21 protein-coding genes are annotated in these 23,162 nt (G+C 70.6%); 9 read left to right on the plus strand and 12 right to left on the minus strand.

The features are described 5' to 3' along the window. Positions 1–45 precede the first annotated feature (45 nt). Entirely contained in the window at positions 46–456 is a 411-nt protein-coding gene (locus ABZ470_RS32070; RefSeq protein ID WP_352010084.1) for a hypothetical protein, read from the plus strand. Positions 457–462: 6 nt separating this feature from the next. Here the strand turns inward: ABZ470_RS32070 and ABZ470_RS32075 are convergent, their stop codons facing one another. Then, on the minus strand, positions 463–936 hold the full coding sequence (locus tag ABZ470_RS32075; RefSeq protein WP_352010085.1) for a TIGR00725 family protein: 474 nt from the start codon (positions 934–936) through the stop codon (positions 463–465). Between the two features lie 80 nt (positions 937–1,016). Continuing rightward, complete coding sequence (locus ABZ470_RS32080; protein WP_362916137.1) at positions 1,017–1,745, minus strand: SDR family NAD(P)-dependent oxidoreductase; 729 nt, start codon at positions 1,743–1,745, stop codon at positions 1,017–1,019. A gap of 144 nt (positions 1,746–1,889) precedes the next feature. Between ABZ470_RS32080 and ABZ470_RS32085 the strand changes: the two genes are divergently transcribed. Next, a complete protein-coding gene (locus ABZ470_RS32085) occupies positions 1,890–2,546 on the plus strand; it encodes a helix-turn-helix domain-containing protein (RefSeq protein WP_362916139.1) in 657 nt (218 codons plus the stop codon). 167 nt (positions 2,547–2,713) lie between these two features. Here the strand turns inward: ABZ470_RS32085 and ABZ470_RS32090 are convergent, their stop codons facing one another. The 4 genes from ABZ470_RS32090 to ABZ470_RS32105 form a co-directional block, all read right to left on the minus strand. Further along, positions 2,714–4,375, minus strand: coding sequence for a DUF6350 family protein (locus ABZ470_RS32090; RefSeq protein ID WP_352010088.1), 1,662 nt, complete (start codon positions 4,373–4,375; stop codon positions 2,714–2,716). Positions 4,376–4,606: 231 nt separating this feature from the next. Then, positions 4,607–5,482, minus strand: coding sequence for a succinate--CoA ligase subunit alpha (gene sucD, locus ABZ470_RS32095; protein WP_352010089.1), 876 nt, complete (start codon positions 5,480–5,482; stop codon positions 4,607–4,609). Further along, the gene (sucC, locus tag ABZ470_RS32100; protein ID WP_352010090.1) at positions 5,482–6,663 is read right to left on the minus strand and encodes an ADP-forming succinate--CoA ligase subunit beta; all 1,182 of its coding nucleotides are present in this window, start codon (positions 6,661–6,663) and stop codon (positions 5,482–5,484) included. Before sucC ends, sucD begins: the two co-directional genes overlap by 1 nt. A 170-nt stretch (positions 6,664–6,833) precedes the next feature. Next, positions 6,834–7,241, minus strand: coding sequence for a cobalamin B12-binding domain-containing protein (locus ABZ470_RS32105; protein ID WP_184712787.1), 408 nt, complete (start codon positions 7,239–7,241; stop codon positions 6,834–6,836). A gap of 174 nt (positions 7,242–7,415) precedes the next feature. Here ABZ470_RS32105 and ABZ470_RS32110 point away from each other — a divergent pair, with 174 nt between their 5' ends. From ABZ470_RS32110 to ABZ470_RS32120, 3 genes are all read left to right on the plus strand, one after another. Then, positions 7,416–8,366: a hypothetical protein gene (locus tag ABZ470_RS32110; RefSeq protein ID WP_362916141.1), complete on the plus strand. Its 951-nt coding sequence runs from the start codon at positions 7,416–7,418 to the stop codon at positions 8,364–8,366. Positions 8,367–8,816: 450 nt separating this feature from the next. After that, positions 8,817–9,749 carry a hypothetical protein gene (locus tag ABZ470_RS32115; protein ID WP_362916143.1) on the plus strand — a complete coding sequence of 311 codons (933 nt, stop codon included), beginning with the start codon at positions 8,817–8,819 and terminating at the stop codon, positions 9,747–9,749. Between the two features lie 133 nt (positions 9,750–9,882). After that, the gene (locus ABZ470_RS32120; RefSeq protein ID WP_362916145.1) at positions 9,883–10,770 is read left to right on the plus strand and encodes a hypothetical protein; all 888 of its coding nucleotides are present in this window, start codon (positions 9,883–9,885) and stop codon (positions 10,768–10,770) included. A 7-nt stretch (positions 10,771–10,777) separates the two neighbouring features. On the opposite strand, the gene pcrA is transcribed toward ABZ470_RS32120, so the two are convergent. After that, a complete protein-coding gene (gene pcrA, locus ABZ470_RS32125) occupies positions 10,778–13,003 on the minus strand; it encodes a DNA helicase PcrA (RefSeq protein ID WP_362916351.1) in 2,226 nt (741 codons plus the stop codon). Positions 13,004–13,143: 140 nt separating this feature from the next. On the opposite strand from pcrA, the gene ABZ470_RS32130 reads away from it, so the two are divergent. Next, a complete protein-coding gene (locus tag ABZ470_RS32130) occupies positions 13,144–13,863 on the plus strand; it encodes a PIG-L deacetylase family protein (protein ID WP_352010095.1) in 720 nt (239 codons plus the stop codon). 249 nt (positions 13,864–14,112) lie between these two features. Continuing rightward, complete coding sequence (locus ABZ470_RS32135) at positions 14,113–15,615, plus strand: M1 family metallopeptidase (protein ID WP_362916147.1); 1,503 nt, start codon at positions 14,113–14,115, stop codon at positions 15,613–15,615. A gap of 120 nt (positions 15,616–15,735) precedes the next feature. On the opposite strand, the gene ABZ470_RS32140 is transcribed toward ABZ470_RS32135, so the two are convergent. The 5 genes from ABZ470_RS32140 to ABZ470_RS32160 form a co-directional block, all read right to left on the minus strand. After that, entirely contained in the window at positions 15,736–16,545 is an 810-nt protein-coding gene (locus tag ABZ470_RS32140; protein WP_362916149.1) for a CPBP family intramembrane glutamic endopeptidase, read from the minus strand. Positions 16,546–16,577: 32 nt separating this feature from the next. Next, positions 16,578–16,841: a WhiB family transcriptional regulator gene (locus ABZ470_RS32145; protein ID WP_352010098.1), complete on the minus strand. Its 264-nt coding sequence runs from the start codon at positions 16,839–16,841 to the stop codon at positions 16,578–16,580. 146 nt (positions 16,842–16,987) lie between these two features. Beyond that, positions 16,988–18,466, minus strand: coding sequence for a glutamate--cysteine ligase (locus ABZ470_RS32150; RefSeq protein ID WP_362916151.1), 1,479 nt, complete (start codon positions 18,464–18,466; stop codon positions 16,988–16,990). Between the two features lie 38 nt (positions 18,467–18,504). After that, on the minus strand, positions 18,505–19,143 hold the full coding sequence (locus ABZ470_RS32155) for a response regulator transcription factor (RefSeq protein ID WP_352010100.1): 639 nt from the start codon (positions 19,141–19,143) through the stop codon (positions 18,505–18,507). Between the two features lie 4 nt (positions 19,144–19,147). Next, positions 19,148–20,362 (minus strand): PspC domain-containing protein, encoded by a 1,215-nt coding sequence (locus tag ABZ470_RS32160; RefSeq protein WP_352010101.1) that lies wholly within the window; start codon positions 20,360–20,362, stop codon positions 19,148–19,150. A 142-nt stretch (positions 20,363–20,504) separates the two neighbouring features. Here ABZ470_RS32160 and ABZ470_RS32165 point away from each other — a divergent pair, with 142 nt between their 5' ends. Together ABZ470_RS32165 and ABZ470_RS32170 are read left to right on the plus strand one after the other, a co-directional pair. After that, entirely contained in the window at positions 20,505–22,196 is a 1,692-nt protein-coding gene (locus ABZ470_RS32165) for a PspC domain-containing protein (RefSeq protein ID WP_362916153.1), read from the plus strand. After that, complete coding sequence (locus ABZ470_RS32170; protein ID WP_352010103.1) at positions 22,186–22,392, plus strand: hypothetical protein; 207 nt, start codon at positions 22,186–22,188, stop codon at positions 22,390–22,392. Before ABZ470_RS32165 ends, ABZ470_RS32170 begins: the two co-directional genes overlap by 11 nt. The last annotated feature ends 770 nt before the right edge of the window (positions 22,393–23,162 follow it).

Here is a 23,162-nt window from a genome sequence, read left to right on the forward strand (position 1 = left end):
TGCAAGGGTATCGGCCTGTGCGCTCGTACGACGCAAGGAGGTCCGTTGACGTCACCCGTCCAGGCACGGCCTGCGGAAAGCGCGGGGCGCAGGGCGCTGTGGCTCGCGTTCGCCTCCGTGGTGATGACGTTCCTGCTCCCTCTCGCCGGCCTTGTCATGTCGATATTCGCGCTGGTCGTCTCGATCCGCGCGATCCCCGCCCTGCGTTCGGTCTCCAAGCCGACCGGTACGGCCGTCGCCGGGATCGTCCTGTCGGCCCTGGCGCTGCCGATCTCCCTGTCGATGGCGGCGATGCAGCTCTATCTCAGTGACGAGCTCTCGGCCTACGCCAACTGCCGCGCGGGGGCGGGCACCGTCGCCGCGCAGCAGGACTGCGTCCAGCAGCTCGAACAGGCGCTGCAGAAGAAGATGCCCTTCCTGCAGCCCGGCGACATCCGGTTCCCCTTCACTCCGTAGGAACCCTCACGGCCACAACCCGGTCAGCTCAAGGGCCTGCCCGGGTGAGGTGGCGTGCCGTACGCCGGGCAGCGGGGCGCCGTCGCGGTCGAGGACGCGCCAGCCGCCGAGCTGGACCACCGGGGCGCGTCCCCCGCGCATGGTCAGGGCCAGCTCGGACAGCGTGCCCCACGAGCCGCCGACGACGATCACGGCGTCCCCCGAGTTGACGACGACGGCGTTGCGCGCCTCGCCGAGGCCGGTGGGGATCACGACGCTCAGGTCGGGGTTGGCCTGCCACCGGTCGGCCCTGGACAGGATGCCGACGACCGTCCCACCGGCCGACCGCGCCCCTGCCGCGACGGCGGCCATCACGCCTCCGTAGCCGCCGCAGACCACCACCGCGCCCCGCTCGGCCAGCAGCCTGCCGACCTCGCGCGCGTCGGCCTCCTCCTGGGGCGTGCAGTCGCCGGGACCACAGACCGCCACCTGAACCGCCATCGCGCTCCCCCGTCGTCGCCGCGCCCGCCCCGGTACGGCCCCGTGGCGTAGGCAAAGTGTCCCCCGCCGGGCGGTTCCCGTCAGCCGAAGACGCTGAAGGTCTCCTCGGCGCGGCCCCGGGTCGCGTACATCTCCCAGGCGGCGTCGGCGAGCGCGTCGGGGTCGAGGGTCATGCCCGCCACGGGGCCGTACCGCTCCGGCTGGGAGGAGACCATCCCGTGGATGTCGCCGCGTTCGACGACACCGCCGATGACCAGGCAGCCCGCGTAGACCCCCGTCTCGGTCAGGGCCGTGTTGAGGGTCACCGCGTAGGTGCGCAGGGCCGCCGACAGGATCGCGAGGTTGCCGAGGGCGGGCATCGGCATGACGGCGCTGAGCCCGGTGGCGAACAGCAGGCCGCCCTCACCGCGTTCGATCATGCCGGGCAGGACTCGCCGGGCCACCTCGACGGCGGGGTAGGCCCACTCCATCGCCCGCCGGACGTCCTCCGGCCCGGCCTGGAGGATCGGGACGGGGTGGGACTCGGGGTCGGTCGAACCCGGCCCGTAGTAGACCATCCCGACGGGACCGTGCCGTTCGACGACCGTGTCCAGGACGGACAGCAGGCGGTCGTGGTCGCGCACGTCGGCGGTGAACGCCTCGGCCCTGATCCCGGCGTCGGCGAGCGAGGAGACATATCCGGCGTGTCTGGCGTCGCTTCTGGACACCAGGACGACGGGGTGGCCCTCGCGGCCGAGCCGGTGCGCGATGGACATGCCGAGGCCGGGCCCCACTCCGATGACGACCGCGACTCCACGTGAAGCGGACATGGCTGCGCCTTCCTTCCCCAGGTAGGTTGAGGGAACCCTCAGGTTAGAAGTTGAGGGAAGCCTCAATTTCTTGCGAAGGTACCATGAAATCGAGGCTTCCCTCGACTTTTCGTGGGATCCGCACTTCGAGGGGACTGACGACACATGGCGCTCCAAGCCCGGCCGGCGAGGCCGCTGCGTGCCGACGCCGTACGCAACCGCGACAGGTTGCTGGCAGCCGCCAAGCAGGTGTTCGGCGAGCGCGGGCTCGACGCGCCGCTTGAGGAGATCGCCCGCAGGGCCGAGGTCAGCATCGGCACGCTCTACAACCACTTCCCCACCCGGGAGGCGTTCTTCGACGCGATCCTCCCCGAACGGCTGGCCGCCCTGGAACGCATCGCCGCGGCGGCGATGGCCGACCCCGACCCCTGGCGCGGCTTCACCGGCTTCCTTGAGGGGCTGTTCGCGCTCCAGGCCGAGGACCAGGGGCTGAACGACGCGATGGCCCGGCGGCTGCCGCTGAGCGAGGGGGTGCTCGCCTCCTGCCACCAAGGCTTCGAACTCGCCGGTCAGGTCGTCGAACGCGCCAAGGAGAGCGGCACGCTGCGCGCGGACTTCGAGATGCGGGACCTGCCCCTGCTGGTCTGGGCCATGTCCCAGGTGATCCGCGAGTCGATGGGGGTCGCGCCCCAGGCCTGGCGGCGTTGCCTGTCGTTCTTCCTCGACGGCCTGCGCGCCGGGACCGCCCACCCGCTCCCCGTCCCCGCCATGGCCGATGAGCAACTCGACGCGATCAGGCTGCGGACGACGCCGGGGAGCTAGGACGACGGGGGCGCGGCGGCAAGCACTTCCCCAGCAAATGCCGCCGCGCCTTTTGCGCACGATCCAACCGCGAGGGCCGAATCACACTCCCCAGGGGAGTACCCACAACCCACTGGTTTTCCACAGATTTCCTGGCAAACGTCCTATACCGGCCATCCAGCCGGGTGTCAGTCGCGGTCCCAGGCGTAGGGGTCCAGGTAGATGACGTGGCCGCCCTTGTCGTCCGACTCGTCGACGATGTCACGCCGGGGTGGGCGCGGAGGCTCCCGGTCGACCGGTTTCGACGGGCTCTCCGCGGCGGCCGAGGCGTGCTCGTCCTGCCAGTCGTCCCTGATGACCGGGATCGGCTGGGTCTCGCACTCGGTGGCGTCCAGCCAGTGGCCGGGCAGCCTGCCCAGCTCCTCGGGATCGGCGAGGCCGACCTTGCTCGCCACGGTGCCCGCGGCCTTGGCGATCTTGACACCCGCCTTGCGGACCGGGGCGGTCGCCGTACCGACCCTCTCGGCGGCCCTGGCGACGGCGGTGTTCTGACCCCGGAAGATCAGCCACCAGTTGGCCAGTCCCGCGGAGATCCCCGCGGCGACACCGACCTCCAGGGTGACCGAGAGCATCACCTCCCAGGCCGCGGGGCCGACCACGGTGAGCCGTGTACCACCGAGCGGACCCCCGGACAGCGCCGCCAGCGCCCCGGCCACCGCGCCCGTGAACAGCCCGCAGGCGAACCCCCACAGCGGGGCGCCCTCGTAGGTCGGCGAGGGCGCGATCCTGACGCTCAGGACGCCCGCGACCGCCCCCGCCGCGAACGGCAGCGCGACCACCACCATCACCCACGCCGGAGTGGGACCGGCCTCGGGAAGCGCCCCCAGGATCGGCAGGCTGGGCACGACGCCGAGCTGGACCCCCGTCGGGGCGACCAGCGTCCCCGCGCCCACGGCGAAACCGGGGCCCGCGGTGTAGGCCATGCCCCAGACGATCGCGTTCGGTAGGTAGAGCACCTGGATCAGCAGGAGCAGCAACCCCCCGACGAAGCCGGGAGCCAGGATCTCCGACAACGCCCTGACCTGCGAGAAGTTCGCCACGAGCGCGCCGGTCACCAGGACCGTGCCCGCCACGAGCATGATCCCCAGCGCGGCGGCCGAGCTGATCAGGGCCGCGCGCAGGCGCTCGGGCAGCAACCTCAGCATCGCCCGCCACGGCCCGATCGCCCTGGCCGTGGCCAGCGAGCCCGCGGCGAAGGCCAGCAGCAGGTGGCTGAGCAGCGTCTCACCGATGAACGGCTGGGTGACCTCGTTGTCGGTGATCAGCGCGATCACCCCCGCCAGCAGCGCGTACGGCGCCGCCAGTGAGACACCCGCCTGGGCGACCAGCACGAGCTGCGCCCTGCGCCGGGCGTTGGCCTCGTCCTTCGGGCTGTTCTTCGGCAGTCTGGCGGGCATCCTGAGCCGCAGGTCGGCGTCCCTGGTCATCCAGACACCCGCGCGGTAGAGCAGGAAGGCGGGCAGGACCGTCAGCCCCAGGGGAAGCAGCCCGATGACCCCGCCGGAGATGGAGAACCCCGCGTGGTGGGCCACCAGCCACAACTGCGCCGCCGTACGGAAGACCCCGGGCAGGCCGCTGCTGAACGCGCCCCTCGGGGAGGCGATCCAGCCGACCAGGGTGAAGGTGGTGAGCACCGCGAGACCCACGCCGAGCGTCCACACCGCGGCGAGCATCCCCGAGACGGGAAGCGGCCTGCGGACGTCGTCGTCGTCACCAGTGACGCCGGGCAGGGGGATACGGCTGAGGACGTTCCGGGGAGCCGTCCGTAGCTGGTCGAGAAGGGCCGTCACAATAGTCGATGGTCTCAGGATCTTCCACGGGGAAGGCACTCATCGCCCCGCGTGTCGCGGCGCCGTACGGGCTGATGTGCGTCCGGGGTGTGCGAACGGCCCCGCACGGCCGACAACCCCACGCGGCCGGGAACCTCGCGCGTGCGATGATCCACGCGGCCGGGGACGCCGGGAACAGGGAAAGGCGCCCGTCGAGGACGGGCGCCTTCACCTGTGGCCTGCCGGGACGTCCTAGCGGGCCTGCATGACCTCGCGCATCAGGCGGGCGGTCTCGCTCGGGGTCTTGCCGACGCGCACGCCGACCTTCTCCAGAGCCTCCTTCTTCGCCTGGGCGGTTCCGGCCGAGCCGGACACGATCGCGCCCGCGTGACCCATGGTCTTGCCCTCGGGGGCGGTGAAGCCCGCGACGTAGGCGACGACCGGCTTGGTCACGTGCTGCTCGATGTAGGCGGCGGCGCGCTCCTCGGCGTCTCCGCCGATCTCACCGATCATCACGATCGCGTCGGTCGCCGGGTCGTCCTGGAAGGCCTGGAGGGCGTCGATGTGCGTGGTGCCGATGACCGGGTCGCCACCGATGCCGACGGCGGTCGAGAAGCCGAAGTCACGCAGCTCGTACATGAGCTGGTAGGTCAGCGTGCCGGACTTGGACACCAGGCCGATACGGCCCGCGGTGGTGATGTCGGCCGGGATGATGCCCGCGTTGGAGGCGCCGGGGGAGGCGATACCGGGGCAGTTGGGGCCGATGATGCGGGTCTTGTTGCCCTTGGCGACGGCGTAGGCCCAGAACTCGGTGGTGTCGTGGACCGGGACGCCCTCGGTGATGACCACGCAGAGCGGGATCTCGGCGTCGACGGCCTCCTTGACCGCGTCCTTGGTGAACGCCGGGGGCACGAACACGACCGAGACGTCGGCGCCGGTCTGCTCGATGGCCTCCTTGACGGTGCCGAAGACGGGCAGGCCCTCGTGGACGGTCCCGGCCTTACGGGCGTTGACGCCGCCGACGACGCGGGCGCCTGAGGCGAGCATGCGGCGGGTGTGCTTGGTGCCCTCGCCGCCGGTCATGCCCTGAACAATGATCTTGCTGTTCTCGGTCAGCCAGATAGCCATTACGCACCTACCGCGGCGAGCTCGGCGGCGCGCTTGGCCGCATCGTCCATCGTGTCGACAAGCTCGACGCCCTTGAGGTTGGCGTCGGCGAGGATCTTCCGTCCGAGGTCGGCGTTGTTGCCGTCGAGACGGACGACCAGGGGGCGGCTGACGGCCTCGCCGCGGCTCTCCAGGAGCTGGAAGGCGGACACGACGCCGTTGGCGACCGCGTCACAGGCGGTGATGCCGCCGAAGACGTTGACGAAGATCGACTTGACCGAGGGGTCGGAGAGGATGATCTCCAGACCGGCCGCCATGACCTCGGCCGAGGCGCCGCCGCCGATGTCGAGGAAGTTGGCGGGCTTGGGCTGGCCGGGGAAGGCCTCGCCCGCGTAGGCGACGACGTCGAGGGTGGACATGACCAGGCCCGCGCCGTTGCCGATGATGCCGACGCTGCCGTCGAGCTTGACGTAGTTGAGGTCCTTGGCCTTGGCCGCGGCCTCAAGCGGGTCCTCGGCGGCCTTGTCCTCGAAGACCGAGTGCTCGGCCTGGCGGAAGGAGGCGTTGTCGTCGAGGGTGACCTTGCCGTCGAGGGCCTTCACCTGGCCGTCGGCGGACAGGATCATCGGGTTGACCTCGACCAGGGAGGCGTCCTCGTCGACGAAGGCGGCCCACAGCTTCTCGATGAGCTCGGCGGCGCCGTCGAGCGCGACCTCGGGCAGGCCGCCCGCGACCGCGATCTCACGGGCCTTGGCGCGGTCGACGCCGTCCAGCGGGGAGACCGGGACCTTGGCGACCTTCTCCGGGGCGGTGTGCGCGACCTCCTCGATGTCCATGCCGCCCGCGGCGGAGCAGATGGCGAGGAAGGTACGGTTCGCACGGTCGAGCAGGAAGGAGAAGTAGTACTCCTCCGCGATCGCGCTGGCCTCCTCGATCAGGACCTTGTGGACCGTGTGGCCCTTGATGTCCATGCCGAGGATCTGGGTGGCCTTCTGCTCGGCGTCGGCGGCGTCGTCGGCGACCTTGACGCCGCCCGCCTTACCCCGGCCACCGGTCTTGACCTGTGCCTTGACGACGACACGGCCGGTCAGCTGCTCGGCTGCCGCTCGTGCCTCCTCCACGGTGTGCGCGACGATACCGCGCGGCACCGGGATGCCGTACTCCGCGAAGAGCTCCTTCGCCTGATGTTCGAACAGGTCCACGAGGGTCCGTCCTTGCTTGTGCGGCTGGTGTACAGAATGTGGGCGGGCCGGCTCCTCGCTCTCATGGGGGAGCCCGGCGTCTTTGCGCCAAAGAAGCCTAGCCTCCCGAGGGGCGTGGCCAGGTCACCGGGTCCTCGCGGACGAAAGGGCCCTCTTCGCGCGGGACGGAATCATACGCGGGACGGGATCGCGCTTCGCACCCAATCGACGATCTCCTGGGTGGTCGCTCCCGGGGTGAAGACCCGGGCGACCCCCATGCGCTCCAGCTCGGGCATGTCCTCATCGGGGATGATGCCGCCGCCGAACACCACGATGTCGCTCGCGTCGTTCTCCGCCAGCAGCTCGATGACCTTGGCGAAGAGTGTCATGTGCGCCCCGGACAGGACGGAGAGACCGACCGCCGCGGCGTCCTCCTGGATGGCGGTGCGCACGATCTGCTCGGGCGTCTGGTGCAGGCCGGTGTAGACGACCTCCATCCCGGCGTCCCGCAGTGCCCGCGCCACGATCTTCACGCCCCGGTCGTGCCCGTCAAGGCCGGGTTTGGCGATGACCACGCGAATCCTCGACTCGGCTTCCATGCAGACCTCCTTGTCCGCGCTCCACGCGCTACGGAAGAGCTGTTCGCAGCGTAACCGGCGATGCCCCGCCGGATTTCACGGGACCACCGGAAATCTCGACACATTCATGATCATTGTCTGGAATGATGCCTTTCCCTCCCCTTGCGAAAACTGATGTACAGGACGGTGAACCCCATGAGGCGATGGATCGCCCCGCTGGCCGCGGCGCTGCTCGCGCCGGCGCTGACCATCACGGCTCCGGCCGCCGCGCAGGCCGCCGCCGTCGACCCGGTGAAGGCGCTCAGGCAACGGCTGGCGTCCTGGGACGGCGTCCGCATCGCCGAGTCGGGCCAGGCCCCCTCGGCGGGCGGCACCCTGAGCTCGCGCCGCACGGGTGTCCTGCGTCTGTCCCCCTCGGGTCTCGCGGGCCTGGACGTCGTACGGCGGGACGTCTCAAGAACCGTCTCCGGCGGCAGAACCGAACTGCGCGCGGAGCGTGTGATCACCGTCGGCGGGGTGAACTACACCTCCTCCCCCCGTTTCGCGGACCGGCTCCCCCACGGCAAGGCCTGGGTCAGCGACACCCGCAGGAACACCCGCTGGGAGGTCCTCCTCGGCGACCAGGCGGTCAACGCGCTCGAACCCTCAACCCTGGGCCTCCTGCTTCGCACCGCGAAGGACCGCCTGCCGTACAAGGGCGGTGTCCAGTACCGGGGCACGGTCACCCTGAAGCGGTTGTACGACGCCTCCCCCTCCTTCAGGGAGCGCCGGGGCTACACGCTGCCCGTCGAGACGGGCCGCCTTTCGGTCGGCTGGCGGCTGTGGCTCGACACCCGCGGACTGCCCACCCGCCTGGTGACCAAGGACCCGCACGGCAGTGACGACATCCGCTACACCGGCTGGGGCACCGGGATCGTCGTGACCGCCCCGCCCGCGGACCAGGTCGTCGACGCCCGTCACCTCGGCTCAGGCGCCGCGATCGAGCGCACGCCGAACTCCCCCGCCGAGGGGGCCAGGTCGGGTGCCGGACGCGAGGACGCGCCGTCCCCCCGAGGCGACGCCGGGACCTCCGATGTCGAGGCCCCCGTCGTCGAGGCCCCCGTCGAGAGCCGGGAGTCGGCCGTCGGCGCCTCCGGCCGCGGTTGACGACCGCCGGGCTCACCGGATCTCGCGTGCAACCGCGGAATCCATAAAGGCGGAAAGCGAATCACGGCCGCCGAATGCCCGGCCGTTCTCTCCGAGCAGGCCTTTCGCATATCGCCTCCGGTGGCATTCCCGTCCGTCTCGGTTGGACGCCGCGTCCCGCCCGGTTCGGCGCCACACTCGCCTGTCGGACGCCACGCCCCGTCACCGCCCCGCCGCCCCGGCCCGGCCGCCCGCCGTACGGCTCACGCGTCTGCCTGGTCCTGGGCGGTGCGGAGTGGGCGAGGGCGCCGGCGGGGCTCACGGAAGGTGACCGGAAAGACACTGCACCAAATATTCACAACTAACTACGAATAAGCCATCAGATATCGCATTTTATGATGATCATATCTGATATGAATACCCTGAACCCTCCCGAACGGGGCGGAGGGTATATCCAGGAGGAATCCCCCTTTGAAGCGATACATTGCCGGTCTGGCGTGCGCGGCCATGGCCGTGGTGAGCGTCCCCGCGCTCGCGTCGACCGCGCACGCCAAGGCCGCCGACCCGGTCGCCGCGCTGAAGAGCAAGCTCGTCAGCGGCCAGGGTGTGACCTTCGTCGACAAGACGAAGATCTACGCCAAGGGCCAGAAGAGCACGATCGCCGCCGACCGTAAGGGCGTCCTGCAGTTCGGCCCTTCGGGTGTCGTCGCGTCCGACCAGACCGGGAAGTACCGGATCGACGAGGAGACCCTCAAGATGATTGAGGAGTTCTCCAGCCCCGGCGAGGACGGTGAGGAGGACCCCTTCATCAGACTGGTCAAGGCCATGACCAAGCCCGAGCAGGTGGTCCGCCTCGGAAAGACGACCTACGTCTCGGGTGGCGCCTTCGGCGAGTTCATCCCCGAGGGCAAGACCTGGATCCGCTTCCCCCAGGACACACTCGGCATAGTCGGCGCGGTGACCCAGTCGGTCAACGCCGCCGAGCCCACGACGCTCAAGGCGCTGCTCGCGCACGCCACCACCAAGCGCGCCGGGTTCTACGCCGGGAAGATCACCTGGGGTGAACTGGCCAAGGTCTCGCCGTGGTTCCGCGCCTCGCAGAGCACCGCACTGACCGAGACCGCGGGCAAGACCGTGATGAACTGGAAGCTCTACGTCGGCGCCGACCAGCTCCCCAGGCGCCTGACGACCAGCTACACCCAGGGCAAGAGGACGACGACGGTCTACGACACCGTCTACAGCGGCTGGGGCAGCATCGTGTCGATCAAGGCGCCCGAGCCCGAGACCGTCGCCGAGCTCAAGGACCTGCAGCTGACCAAGCCCGAGGCCCAGGTCTCGATCCTGCGCGGTCAGGTGAACTCCTTCGTCGACCGCCCGGGGGCGGGCGCTGCCCGGAACCACTGATCCGGAAAGACGGCGAACATGTACGTGCCCGGCGGACCGTGTCCGCCGGGCACGTCTCGTTGATCCCCTGGGTGGGCGACAATCTCCTCACCCCCCTGCGACGACGCGGGGACACCCCGGGAGGATCTTCTCGATGAGGCGAACGACCGCCGTCCTGACCGGTGCCGCCCTCACGGCCCTGGCATTCCCCCTGCTGGTGGCGGCCCCGCCCGCCAACGCCCTCGCCGCCGATCCCGTGGCGGCGTTGAAGGGGCGGTTCAAGGCCGGGCACGGGGTGAGGATCGTCGAAAGGGCCAAGCTCGTCGGCGACGGCGGAAACCCGCGTACGGTGTACGGCCGGGTCAAGGGCGTGCTGGAGTTCGGCCCCTCGGGGGTCGTGGCGTCCGACCTGACCGGTTCCTTCGAGCTGCCCGCCGAGGAGGGCACGCCCTCCGAGCCGTTCGCCCCCTCCCGGACGGTCACCGTGAAGGGTGTCTCCTACACCCAGGGCGGCGTCTACGCCGGTTCCCTTCCCGAGGGGAAGAAGTGGCTGCGCAGCCGTGACGACGTCCTCTCCACGACCAACCCCGCGCAGCGGCTGTTCAACCCGCTGGAGCCCGCGACGCTGCGGGCCGCGCTCGCCCACGCGGGCCCGGGCCGTCCCGGCGGCACCCTGGACGGCACCAGGACCGTCGTCCGCTCCGGCTCCTTCACCCTGGGCGAGCTGTACCGGATCTCCCCGTCGGCCCGCGCGGTGCTCGGGGCCAAGCCCTCGGCCAAGTCGGCCCCGCTCAAGGTGAGCTGGCGGCTCTATCTCGGCGCCGACCAGCTCCCCCGGCGTGCCGTCTCGTCGTACGTCCAGTCCGTACGGGGCCTGACCAGCGTCGACGTCACCTATCTCAACGACACCCAGTACGGCGGCTGGGGCCTGCGCTCGGCGCTCAAGGCCCCGCCCGCCGCCGAGGTCGCCGACTTCGACGAGCTGAGGATCGGCGACGCCGACCCCGGGAACGTCTCCCTCAACAACCTGTTCACCGGGTGAACCGGGGTCAGAGCTTCTCGATCGGCGCGTAGGTCAGCAGCAGGGTCTTCTCCCCGCCGCTACCGAAGTCGATCTTCGCCTTGGTCTTCTCCGCCACCCCGTCGACCGAGACGACCGTGCCCAGGCCGAACTGGTCGTGGGTGACCCGGTCGCCGGGGGCCAGGTTGGGGACCTGCCGCCCGCCTGACTTCCTTGGCTGGGCGGGACGTGCCTCACGGCGGGTCGTCGCGGCGCTCCAGGCGCTTTTGCCAGGATCGCCGCGCCACTCGACCAGGTCGGCCGGGATCTCGGTGACGAACCGGGAGGCCGGGTTGAAGGCGGGGGCGCCCCAGGAGCTGCGGACGGCGGCGCGGGAGAGGTACAGCCGCCGTTCGGCCCGGGTGATGCCGACATAGGCCAGTCTGCGCTCCTCCTCAAGCTCCTTGGGCTCGCCCAGCGAACGCATGTGCGGGAAGACGCCGTCCTCCATGCCGGTCAGGAAGACCACGGGGAACTCCAGCCCCTTGGCCGTGTGCAGCGTCATCAGCGTGACCACGCCCTGGCCGCCGTCACCGGCCGGGATCTGGTCGGCGTCGGCCACCAGCGAGACCTGTTCGAGGAACTCGACCAGCGTGCCCTCGGGGTTGGCCTCCTCGAACTCGGAGGCGACCGAGACCATCTCGTCGAGGTTCTCCAGGCGGCTCTCGTCCTGCGGGTCCTCCGAGGCGGCCAGCTCGGCGCGGTAGCCGGTGACCTCAAGCACCTCCTGGGCCAGCTCGGAGGGCGGCGTCGTCTCCGCCTTGGCGAGCAGGCCGTCGAGCAGCGCGACGAAGTCCTTGATCGCGTTGAGCGAGCGGGTGGCCATGCCCGGTGCCTCGTCGGCCCGGCGCAGCCCCTCCCAGAACGAGACGCGCTCACGGGAGGCGAACGCCTCGACCATGGCCTCGGCCCGCTCGCCGATGCCGCGCTTGGGCACGTTGAGGATGCGGCGCAGTGAGACCACGTCGTTCGGGTTGGCCAGGACCCTGAGGTAGGCCAGCAGGTCGCGGACCTCCTTGCGCTCGTAGAAGCGCACCCCTCCGACCACCTTGTACGGCAGGCCGGTCCTGATGAAGATCTCCTCGAAGACCCGGGAGGCCGCGTTGGTGCGGTAGAACACGGCCACCTGACCGGGGACGACCTCCTCGTCGTCGGCGAGCCTGTCCACCTCCTGGGCGACGAACATGGCCTCGTCGTGCTCGTTGTCCGCGACGTAACCGATGATCTTCGGTCCCGCGCCCTGGTCGGACCAGAGGTTCTTCGGCTTGCGGCTCTCGTTGCGCGAGATCACCGCGTTCGCCGCGCTGAGGATCGTCTGGGTGGAGCGGTAGTTCTGTTCGAGCAGGATCGTCCTGGCGTCGGGGTAGTCGCGCTCGAACTCCAGGATGTTGCGGATCGTCGCGCCGCGGAAGGCGTAGATCGACTGGTCGGCGTCGCCGACGACGCACAGCTCGGCGGGGTCGACGGTGCCCTCCCTGACCACCTCGCCGTCCGCGGTGACCAGCTCGGGAGAGCCGACCAGCTCTCTGACCAGGGTGTACTGGGCGTGGTTGGTGTCCTGGTACTCGTCGACCATGACGTGCCGCCAGCGGCGCCGGTAGTGCTCGGCGACGTCGGGGAAGATCTGCAGCAGCGTGACCGTCAGCATGATGAGGTCGTCGAAGTCCATCGCGCCGGCCTCGGTGAGCCTGCGCTGGTAGTTGCGGTAGGCCTCGGCGAGGGTGCGCTCCAGGTGGGTGCCCGCCTGGGCCGCGGCCGTCTCGTAGTCGATCAGCTCGTTCTTGAAGTTGCTGACCTGCGCCGAGAAGGAGCGCGGCGGGTAACGCTTGGGGTCGAGGTCCATCTCCCTGCAGACCATGGCCATCAGCCGCTGGGAGTCGGCCTGGTCGTAGATGGAGAAGCTCGTGGGGAAGCCGAGCCGCTTGGCCTCCCTGCGCAGGATGCGCACGCACGCGCTGTGGAAGGTCATCACCCACATCGAGGCCGAACGCGGGCCGATGAGGGCGTCGATCCGGTCCTTCATCTCCCTGGCGGCCTTGTTGGTGAAGGTGATGGCCAGGATCTCCTGCGGCCTGACGTCACGCTCGGCCAGGAGGTAGGCGATGCGGTGCGTCAGCACCCGTGTCTTGCCGGAGCCCGCGCCCGCGACGATGAGCAGGGGGGCGCCGTGGTGCACGACGGCCTCACGCTGCTGGGGATTGAGCCCGTCGAGCAACGGGTGGGTCAGGGGAGCGGCTGGGATCGACACGTCCCCTAGGGTAAGGCGGCCCGCCGACAGCCGGGTCCAGGAATGTGGGCGGGCCGGTGGACGGTTATGAGAATTCATCAGTACGTGAACGACACGAGGGGGCGCACATGTTGTCGGAGAGCGAGATCGAGCGGGTGCTCGTGGTCACCGCCCACCCTGACGACGTCGACTTCGGCGCGGCGGGCTCGATCGCGCGTTTCACCGACCGTGGTGTCGAGGTGACGTACTGCGTCGTCACGGACGGCGACGCGGGGGGCTTCGACCGGGAGGTGGACAACGGCGGGATGGCCGAGCTGCGCCGTGGCGAGCAGACCGCGGCCGCCAAGGCCGTCGGCGTGACCGACGTGCGTTTCCTGGGCTACCCGGACGGCTCCGTGGTGCAGAGTCTCGACCTGCGGCGTGACATCGCCCGGGTCATCCGCCAGGTCAGGCCCGACCTGGTGATCACCCACTCGCCGGAGCGCAACTACCGCTTCGTCGCCCCCAGCCACCCCGACCACCGGGCCGTCGGCGGGGCCGCGCTCGACGCCGTCTACCCCGACGCCCGCAACCCCTACGCCTTCCCCGAGCTCCTCCTCCAGGAGGGTCTTGAGGCGTGGACGGTCAGGGAGGTCTGGCTCAACGGCTCGCCGACCCCGGACCACCACGTGGACATCACCGAGACCGTGGACCGCAAGATCAACGCGCTGCGCGCCCACGCCAGCCAGGTGAGTCACATGGACGACCTCGACGGCTTCGTGCGCGACCGGTTCGGCCAGACGGCGGTCACGGCGGGCTTCGGCGAGGGCCGTTACGCGGAGGCCTTCCAGCGGGTCCTGACCGTCTGACCTCCGGCCTGCGAGCCGTACCTTTTCGGCGGAGTCCGAGGCCGCTCGCGTGGGCGGGCGGCCTCCTCCCGTCCGCGTCGAGTGCCCGGAGACCGTCTTACGACCGCGGTGACCGCGAAGGAGTCCGAGAAGGCCGCAGCGTGTCCTGACCGTCTGAGACCACGATCGTGTTTGTCTCTTGTAAGCTTTGCCCACATTACCTAGTATTCAGGTAGGTAATGCATGCTTAACGACCGGATGGAGACAAACGTGCGCAAGAAAGTCCTCGCCACCGCAGTCGTCGCCCTCGCCGGCATGTTCACGAGCCTGCCAGCCGGTGCCGTCACCGCGGGCCAGGGCGCGCCGGGGGTCGGCGACCCCTACTACCCCGACTACGGCAACGGCGGATACGACGTCGCCCACTACGACCTGAGACTGAAATACCAGCCCGCCGACGACCACTTGGAGGGCACGGCGACCATCACGGCCACCGCGACCCAGGACCTGACCCGCTTCAACCTCGACTTCGCGCTGACGGTCAGCGAGGTCCTGGTCAACAACCGCAAGGCGACCTTCGCCCGGTCGGGCGCCCACGAGCTTGAGATCACCCCGGCGCTGCCCCTGCGCAGGAACCAGCCCGTCACCGTCGTGGTGAGATACGCGGGCACGCCGTCCCAGGTGACGGTCAACGGCATCAACCCCTGGCTACGCACCCCCGACGGCGGTGTGGCGGCGGGCGAGCCCGAGGGCTCCTGGTGGTGGTTCCCGAGCAACGACCACCCCTCGGACAAGGCGACCTACGACGTCTCCGTCCTCGTCCCCGACGGCACCCAGGCCATCAGCAACGGCACGCTGCAGTCGGCCGTCTCCCGCCTCGGCTGGACCCGTTACAACTGGCGTTCCTCCAAGCCCCAGGCGACCTACCTGACCACCCTCGCGGTCGGCAGGTTCGAGATCGTCACGGACACCACGGAGAGCGGCCTGCCGGTCTTCAGCGCCTACAGCAGGGACCTCGGCGCCGACGAGGGCGCGGCCAAGGCGAGCGTCGGGCGCGCCGCGGAGATCCTCGACTGGGAGACCGGGGTCTTCGGCCCCTACCCGTTCGACGCGATCGGCGGCTACGTCCCCAACGTGCCCACCGGCTACGCCCTGGAGACCCAGACCAGGCCCTTCTACAGCCCGCGTCACTTCCGCAGCGGGGCCAACCCCTACGTGGTGGTGCACGAGCAGGCGCACCAGTGGTTCGGCGACGACGTCTCGGTGAGGACCTGGCGCGACATCTGGCTCAACGAGGGCTTCGCACGTTACGCCGAGTGGCTCTGGTCGGAGAAGGAGGGCGAGGGGACGGCCGCGGAGCTGGCTGCCTACACCTACGGCTTCTACCCGGCGGACAACCCGTTCTGGCAGGTCAGGCCGGGCGACCCGGGTGCTGAGAACCAGTTCCACGCCGCGGTGTACAACCGGGGCGCCATCGCCCTGCAGGCCCTGCGCGGCGAGGTCGGCGACCAGACCTTCTTCAAGATCCTCAAGGGCTGGCCCGTGGCCAACAAGTACGGCAACGCCCGCGTCGAGGACTTCGTCGCCTACGCCGGGCGCCTGGCCGGCAGGCCGCTGGACGACCTGTTCAGGACCTGGCTGTTCACCGCCGGCAAGCCCGCCTCGCCCCCGGTGGCGGCCAACGCCCGCAGCGCCGCCCCCACCGGCCCGCTCCAGGAGCCCCGGTCCTGGAAGAAGATCCAGCGCGAGGGCCTGTCCGACCACGCCGAACACTGACCCGCGCGTCCCGGCGCGGAACACGGAAAGGAGGGATGCCGTTCACGCACCCAAAGGAATCCGCTGAGCACGCACGTCCCACGGTCCCCGTGTCCCCCTCAGGGCGCGGGGACCGTCACGTCAGCGAGAGGTGTCGGCGGGGGCCAGCCGCGCGAACAGGTAGCCGAGCGAGTTGGTCGCCACGTGCAGCAGCGACGGCGCGGCCAGGCCTCCCCTGCGCCGTAGCTCGCAGAACACGACCCCGGCGAGCGCCGTCGCGACCACGGAACCGGCGACCGCCCGGGAGACCTCCCGCGTGGACGGCTTGCCCGGCGTGGGGTCCTCCCCCGCGGCCAGGCGGCCGAGGGCCGGGTTCGCGGTCAGCATGTCGATCGCGGGCAGCACGTGCCAGAGGCCGAACAGGGCCGAGGAGACCGCGGTCGCCGTGACGGGCCCGTGCGAACGGGCGACGAGGGCGTGCACCACCCCGCGGAAGCCGACCTCCTCAAGCAGGACCGTGCCGAACGGCACCTGGATCAGGGCCTCCTCGGCCACCCTGGCCGGTGAGAGCGCCAGCGCCCGCTCGTCGCGGAAGAACCCGCGGGTGGCGGGCAGCGCGATCCCCACCCCGTAGGCCCCGGCGACCGCGGAGGCCAGGACGCCCCCGATCAGCAGGCCGCGGGAACCCTCCTGGAAGCCGACCTCCGACCAGGAGACCCCACGGCGTCGGGCGACCGCCAGCAGGACGCCGACCGTGGCGGCCGAGGTCAGCGGGGCCAGCCTCGGCGCGACCCGGTTGTTGAGCACGTTGGCCGCCGCCAGCACGGCGACCGCCCCCGCCAGCGCGGCCCGCTGCCGCTGCCTGACGGGCGCGACCCGCTCGCGCGCCGCCCGCCGTACCGCCTTGAAGGTCCTGAAGCCCATGCTCTCCGGATGCACGCGTCGCGTCATCCCGCCTCCGTCCCTGCCAGTTCCGGGATGGGTCATCCGGCCTCGGGCCGCCGCCACCCTGCCGGGAAGCGCAGCCCGCGCCGTTCCTGAACGGTGAGACCACCCCAGATGCCCTCGGGTTCGGCCGCCCTCAGCGCGTAGGCGCGGCACTCGCCCAGGACCGGGCAGCCGGAGCAGACCGCCTTCGCCCGCGCCTCCTGCTCGACCGCCTGCGCCAGCGGGAAGAACAGCTCGGGATCGCTCGCACGACACGCCCCCCGTACGGCCCAGCCGATCTCCCCGACCATCTTCCGCATGACATCACCCCCTGGTGGACCACCGATCAACAGACTAGGCGGACCGGGGTGACGCCGACATCAACCTCGTGGCGGATTTCCGGGTAGGCGCCGCGGCGTACCCGGCGCCCAGGACGGTGCTCCGGACAGGGGCTCGGTTCAGGGGCTCAGTTCAGGGGCCAGGCGTGGACCGGCTCGTTGGTGTGCATGTGCTCGATGTAGCGCAGGGTCATCCGGCGCAGCGCCTCGTGCTGGTCGAGGCCGTCGGTCGCCTCAAGGGCCTCGACCGTGCCGGTCTGCCACCTGGCCCCGGTCCTGCCCGTCACGCACCGCCGTTCGACGATGGTGAGCAGCCTGTCGCGTATCTCCGCGTCCACGCCCCGCAGCCGGAGGCCCTCGTCGGCGATCGGCAGCAGGCGGCGCAGGATCAGGTCCGAGGCGGTCACCTCGCCCTCCCCCGGCCAGTAGAGGCGGGCGCCGAGACCGTGCCTGGCGGCGGAGTGCAGGTTGTCCCGCGCGGCGGAGAAGGGCATGCGCGTCCAGATCGGCCGCTCGGCCTCGGTGAGCACGCGCATGAGGCCGTAGTAGAAGGCCGCGTTCGCCGCGATGTCGGCCACCGAGGGCCCGGCGGGCAGCACCCGGTTCTCCACCCTCAGGTGCGGGACGCCGTCCACGACCGCGTAGATCGGCCGGTTCCAGCGGTAGACGGTCCCGTTGTGCAGGGTCAGCTCGGCCAGTTCGGGCGGGACGCCCCGGTCGAGTTCCTCCTGCGGGTCCGCCTCCTCGCACAGGGGCAGCAGCGGCGGAAAGTAGCGGACGTTCTCCTCGAACAGGTCGAAGACCGAGGTGATCCACCGTTCGCCGAACCACACCCTCGGCCGCACCCCCTGGGCCCGCAGCTCGACGGGACGGGTGTCGGTCGCCTGCTCGAACAGCGGGATCCTGGTCTCCTGCCACAGGAGCCTGCCGAACAGGAAGGGCGAGTTGGCCGCGACCGCCACCTGCGGCCCGGCGACAGCCTGGGCGGCGTTCCAGGTGGCCGCGAACGCCGAGGGCGCCACCTGGAGGTGGAGCTGGAGGCTCGTGCAGGCGGCCTCGGGCGTGATGCTGTCGGCGTAGGTGTCGAGGCTCTCCCCGCCCTCGATCGACAGGTGCATGTCCTCACCCCTGGCCGCGAAGATCTGCTCGTTGAGCAGTCGGTAGCGGGGGTTGGCCGACAGCGTCCCCTCGTGCACGTCGCTCTCGCGCAGCGTGGGCAGGATCCCGACCATCACCAGGTGGCCGCCGACCGTGTCGGCCCGCTCCTCGGCGTGGTTGAGCCGGTCGCGCACCGCCTTCTCCAGGCGTACGGCGCCGTCCCCCTCAAGCGGCTCGGGCAGGACGTTGATCTCGACGTTGAACTGGCCCAGCTCCGTCGCCCAGTCCGGTTGGGCGATCGCCGCCAGCACCTCGGCGTTCTTCATCGTGGGCTCGCCCCGGTCGTCGACCAGGTTGAGCTCTATCTCCAGGCCCGCCCGTGGCCTGTCGGCCTCGAACCTGAACTCACGCAGCATCCGCGCCAGCGCGTCGAGGGACCGCCGGATCTTGTCCCGGTAGCGTCGGCGGTCCTCCCGGCTGAACACCATGGCAGGTACGTCACGACCCATACATCGCAGAGTCGCACATAAGTTACATATAGTACAGATCACACCAGACGGCGCGCGGTCGCCCATCGTGACAGTTCGTGTCTGTTGGAGAGCTGAAGCTTACGCAGGACGGACGAAACGTGAGTCTCAACCGTCTTCACCGAGATGAACAGCTCCTTCGCGATCTCCTTGTAGGCGTAGCCCCTGGCGATCAGGCGCAGCACCTCACGCTCCCGCTGGGTCAGCGAGTCGAGTTCGGGGTCGATCGGCGGGGCCTCGCTGGAGGCGAAGGCGTCCAGCACGAAACCCGCCAGGCGCGGGGAGAAGACCGCGTCGCCCTCGGCGACCCTGCGGATCGCGTCGGTCAGCTCACGCCCGCTGATGGTCTTGGTGACGTAGCCCCTCGCGCCGCCCCGGATCACGCCGATGACGTCCTCGGCCGCGTCGGAGACGGAAAGGGCCAGGAACCGTACCGGCGAACCCGACCCGAGCACCCGGCGCAGCACCTCCTGGCCGCCGCCGCCCGGCATGTGCACATCCAGCAGCACCACGTCGGGCTGCAGCTCGGCGATGGCCTTGACCGCCGACTCCACGTCCTCGGCCTCACCGATCACCTCGACCGAGTCGCCCAGCTCGGCGCGGACGCCCGAGCGGAAGAGCCGGTGGTCGTCGACGATCAGAACCCTGACGGTGCTCACGCGCTCACACCTTCTCCAGTTTCATGGTCAGCATCACTTCCGTACCCTCGCCCGGCTCGGTCCTGACCCGGGCACTGCCCCCGTTGCGCTCCATCCTGCCGATGATCGACTGGCGGATGCCCATCCGGTCCTCCGGGACGTCCTTCATGTCGAAGCCGACACCCCGGTCCCGGACGAAGATGACGACCTCCTCCGGCTCCGCCTCGGCGTAGACGGAGATGACCGGCGAGCCGGAGTACTTCGCGGCGTTGACCATAGCCTGTCTCGCCGCCTGCATCATCGCCGACAGCTCCGGGGTCAGCGGGCAGTCGCCGACGCAGACGATCTCGATGGGCACGCCGTGCGCGTCCTCCTCCTCGGCCGCCACCCGCCGCACGGCCGCCGCGACCGAGGCGTCTGCGTCCTGTTTGGGCTGGTAGAGCCAGTTGCGCAGCTCACGCTCCTGGGAACGGGCCAGCCGCATCACCTCACGGGAGTCGTGTGCGTTGCGCTGGATCAGCGTCAGCGTGTGCAGGACGGAGTCGTGCACGTGCGCGGCGAACTCGGCCCGCTCCTCCTGCCGGATGCGCTCGCGCCGCTCCCGCTGGAGCTCCTTCCACAGGGCCGCCAGCCACGGCGCCGCGATGAGCGCGACCCCACCGACGACCACCAGCGTGAACATGATGCCGGGGCGGGCGCTGCCCAGCTCGTTGGTCGCCGCCAGGAAGCCGATCGCCCCGACGACCACCAGCCCGAGGCCGACGAACGTGCGGACCCGGTTCTGGCGCACCTGCCCGACCGTGGTGGACATCCAGCGCCGCCGCCGGTCGGGGTCGGCCTGCTGCCACAGGATCAGCGAGCCGATGCCGCCGACCGCGATCGGCCACGCGCCGATCCCCCCCGCTGAGGCGCCGGTGAGCCACCCCAGGGCCAGCAGCGCCATGCCGATCGCGCCGTAGGCGGCCAGCTGGCTCCAGTCCCTCGCCGGCTCCCTGCCCTCGTACGGCTCGCGCGGCGTGAACATCCACAGCGCCGCGTAGGCCACGGCGCCGATCCCGTCCAGGACCGTGAGCAGCACGAAGGCCAGCCGCAGCACCACCGGGTCAAGCCCGAGCTGGGCGGCCGCGCCCTGGGCGACACCCGCGAACAGCCGCCCCTCGACCGGCCGCATCAGCCGGGGGGAGGCGGGTTCCTCCGAGGTCGCGGGCGCCGCGTCGCGAATCATCGTTCTGTCAGCCATATCCCCAGCATCGTCACATGTAGGACGGTATCTCCGCATCCGGCGTTCCCCTGACGGGACCCTGAGGAAGGCTCGTTCGGTAGGGGACGACTCAGGGGTCTCCCGGATGCGACCACCACCCCGGCCAGGCCACGATGGACACATGAACGACACCGGGAACGCGCAGGACCCGGCGAGCAGCCCGCCCGACTCGCCATCTCCCTCGTCCCAGCGGAACAGGACGCTCGGGCGCGCCGAAGAGGGCCGGATGCTCACCGGTGTCTGCGCGGGACTCGGCCGCCACACGGGGGTCGATCCGGTGCTGTTCCGGGTGGGCTTCGCCATACTGGTGCTGGGGTCGGGCATCGGCGTCATGCTCTACATCGCGGCGTTCCTGCTCATGCGGGAGACCAACGGCGGCCCCGGCTACATGGAGCAGTGGACCAGGCGTGACTTCGACAGCGAGACCGTCCTGGCCCTGCTGGCCGGCGTCTTCGCCGTCGGCCTGATCATCAACCTGTCCTCGGACGGCATCGGCACCGGCACCGTCGTGGTCGGCACGCTGTTCGCCATCGCGCTGCTCACCGCCCACTCGCGCGGCGTCGACCTGCTGGCCGTCACCCGCTCCCTGCCCGAACGGCTCCGTCCGCACCGGGCCTTCCACCCCCCGGCTCCCCCGTCCTTCGCCAACCCTCCCGGCTTCTCCTTCAGGCCCTCCTCCGCGCCGCCTCCCTCCGGGGAGCCGTACGGCGCGCCCCAGGGTCCCGTGGCGCAGCCGTACCCACGGCCCCACCAGGACACGACCGAAGCACCCGTGCCTCCGGTCTCCGAGAGTTCCGAGGTCCCCCCGGCGCCCGAGACACCCACGGCTCCTGCCGCCACGGCATCCGAGGCTCCTCCGGTGCCCGAGGCCCCTGAGACATCCGTGTCTCCGGCCCCTGCGCCCGCGGCCCCTGTCGCTCCCGAGGCGCCCGAAGCCCCCGAGCCCCCCGTGGCGGCCCGGCCGTACGCGGACGAGACGACCGTCAACGCGGCGCACACCCCGCCCGGGGCCGACAGAACCGTGCGGGCGGCCTCCAGCGGGCCGTACACCGCGACGCGGATGCCCTTCGACTCCTCGGGAGAACCGTTCTCCCCCTACGGCCCCTACCGCCCGCTCGACCCCAGCAGGCGGCAGCAGCCGTACTCTCCCTACGGCCCGCCCATGTACGGCCCGCCGCCGCAGAAGACGGCCAGGCCCAGGCGCCCAAGAACGTTCGTCGGGGTCATCACCATGTTCCTGGCCCTGATCGTCGGAGGAATCATCGTGGCGGCCCAGTCCCCGTCCGGATCTGTGAACATGACGGCCGTCGGTGGCGCGATGCTCATCACCATCGGCGCGGGCCTGCTGGTCGCCGCCTGGTTCGGCAGGGGCACCGCCCTGGTCGCCGTGGGCACCGTCCTCGCGCTCGCCCTCGTCGCCGGATCGACGCTCACCGGCATGCCGAGGAAGTTCGGCAGCTACCACTGGGAGCCGACCAGCATGGCCGACATGGCCCCCTCCTACGCGGTGGGCATCGGCGAAGGCACCCTCGACCTGAGCGAACTGCCCCTGACCCCCGGGTCGCGAACCGTCCTCGCCGCCTCCATCTCGGTGGGCGAGCTCCGCGTGATCCTTCCCCCGACCGCCAGGGTCGAGGTCAGGGCGTACACCAAGATCGGCGAAGTCAAGATCGACCACCTGGTCGAGGGCGGCGCCGACATCCGCTACGACAAGATCCTGGAGCCCGAGGTCCAGCCCAAGGGCGACGCACCGACCATCGTGCTCGACGTCAAGGCGGGCATCGGAGACGTGGAGGTACGGCGTGCGGCCTGACAACGAGCCCGAGGTGCGCCGACGGGTGCACCGCACGGACTGGATGGCCCTGCTCAGCGGCCTGCTGTTCATCGTCACCGGCATCCTCTTCATCACCCTGCCCGACATCGAGCCCCTGGTCATGCTCCCGGTGGTCCTCGGCGGGCTGGGGCTGGCGGGATTCGCGGCGATCCTGGCTCGGGCGGTACGGCGTTAGCATTTGCGCTGTGTCTCCTTGCTCCGCCTGGCGGCGTCGCGGGGCTTGGGCGCCCCGAGTCGGCGTCTTCCCTCGTCACTGCGTCGCTGCGCTCCTGCGTTCCTCAGTCCAGACGCCGACGCGCCCAAGCCGACACTCCTCACGCTTGGCGCCGGTAAGGCCAAGATCAAACCTCACGCTTGGCACCGGGAAAGTCCTGGCAGAAACCTCTCGCGCCGGGGCGGAAAAGCGTGGGCCGAGACTTTCTATGGCTGGGGTGTCCGAATTCCGGGTGGCATGGGGCGTTGTCCGGTGCTCTCGGGGCTCGGTTTCGTTCGGATCGTGAAGCGACCCGAGGTCCGGCCGACGGCTCGGGCGTTCGATTCGGCGACGGGCGGGCCGATCCCTGATCGGTCGTTCACGCCCCTACGGCGTCCGGTACGGGTCTCCAGGCCGCCCCGGCGGTGTGGGCCTTTCTCGACGCCCGAGAACGCGGCCGTCGAGGACCGGAGCGCCTGACAGGCCCGCCCCGATCCCGGGCCTCAACCGCGTCCCGACGGAGATCGGGGAGGCCGACGTCACGCGGGACACCGGCCGGTGGATCGACCGGGCGCCGATCACGCCTCCGTGCGAGGAGGCGTCGAGGACACGCGGCCGGCCGACATCGTGGGTTCCACGGCCCTGAGCTGTGGATTCGCCTGCTTGAAGGGGAAGACTGGCGGGCAGAAAACAGGGAGGTACGTATACGTTTGTCCGGCTCCGCCTTCCGGGCCGCCGCAGGTGCATCGGGA

Source organism: Streptosporangium sp. NPDC020072, from assembly GCF_040631445.1.
Classification (GTDB): Bacteria; Actinomycetota; Actinomycetes; order Streptosporangiales; family Streptosporangiaceae; genus Streptosporangium.

Bases quoted from the DNA above. Each gene is read 5' to 3' on its own strand.
- ABZ470_RS32105 (WP_184712787.1), bottom strand. From the start codon at position 7,241: ATGGAAGCCGAGTCGAGGATTCGCGTGGTCATCGCCAAACCCGGCCTT.
- ABZ470_RS32145 (WP_352010098.1), bottom strand. From the start codon at position 16,841: ATGCGGAAGATGGTCGGGGAGATCGGCTGGGCCGTACGGGGGGCGTGT.
- ABZ470_RS32120 (WP_362916145.1), top strand. From the start codon at position 9,883: ATGAGGCGAACGACCGCCGTCCTGACCGGTGCCGCCCTCACGGCCCTG.
- ABZ470_RS32080 (WP_362916137.1), bottom strand. From the start codon at position 1,745: ATGTCCGCTTCACGTGGAGTCGCGGTCGTCATCGGAGTGGGGCCCGGC.
- ABZ470_RS32130 (WP_352010095.1), top strand. From the start codon at position 13,144: ATGTTGTCGGAGAGCGAGATCGAGCGGGTGCTCGTGGTCACCGCCCAC.
- ABZ470_RS32140 (WP_362916149.1), bottom strand. From the start codon at position 16,545: ATGACGCGACGCGTGCATCCGGAGAGCATGGGCTTCAGGACCTTCAAG.
- ABZ470_RS32085 (WP_362916139.1), top strand. From the start codon at position 1,890: ATGGCGCTCCAAGCCCGGCCGGCGAGGCCGCTGCGTGCCGACGCCGTA.
- ABZ470_RS32075 (WP_352010085.1), bottom strand. From the start codon at position 936: ATGGCGGTTCAGGTGGCGGTCTGTGGTCCCGGCGACTGCACGCCCCAG.
- ABZ470_RS32165 (WP_362916153.1), top strand. From the start codon at position 20,505: ATGAACGACACCGGGAACGCGCAGGACCCGGCGAGCAGCCCGCCCGAC.
- ABZ470_RS32150 (WP_362916151.1), bottom strand. From the start codon at position 18,466: ATGGGTCGTGACGTACCTGCCATGGTGTTCAGCCGGGAGGACCGCCGA.
- ABZ470_RS32160 (WP_352010101.1), bottom strand. From the start codon at position 20,362: ATGGCTGACAGAACGATGATTCGCGACGCGGCGCCCGCGACCTCGGAG.
- sucD (WP_352010089.1), bottom strand. From the start codon at position 5,482: ATGGCTATCTGGCTGACCGAGAACAGCAAGATCATTGTTCAGGGCATG.
- ABZ470_RS32110 (WP_362916141.1), top strand. From the start codon at position 7,416: ATGAGGCGATGGATCGCCCCGCTGGCCGCGGCGCTGCTCGCGCCGGCG.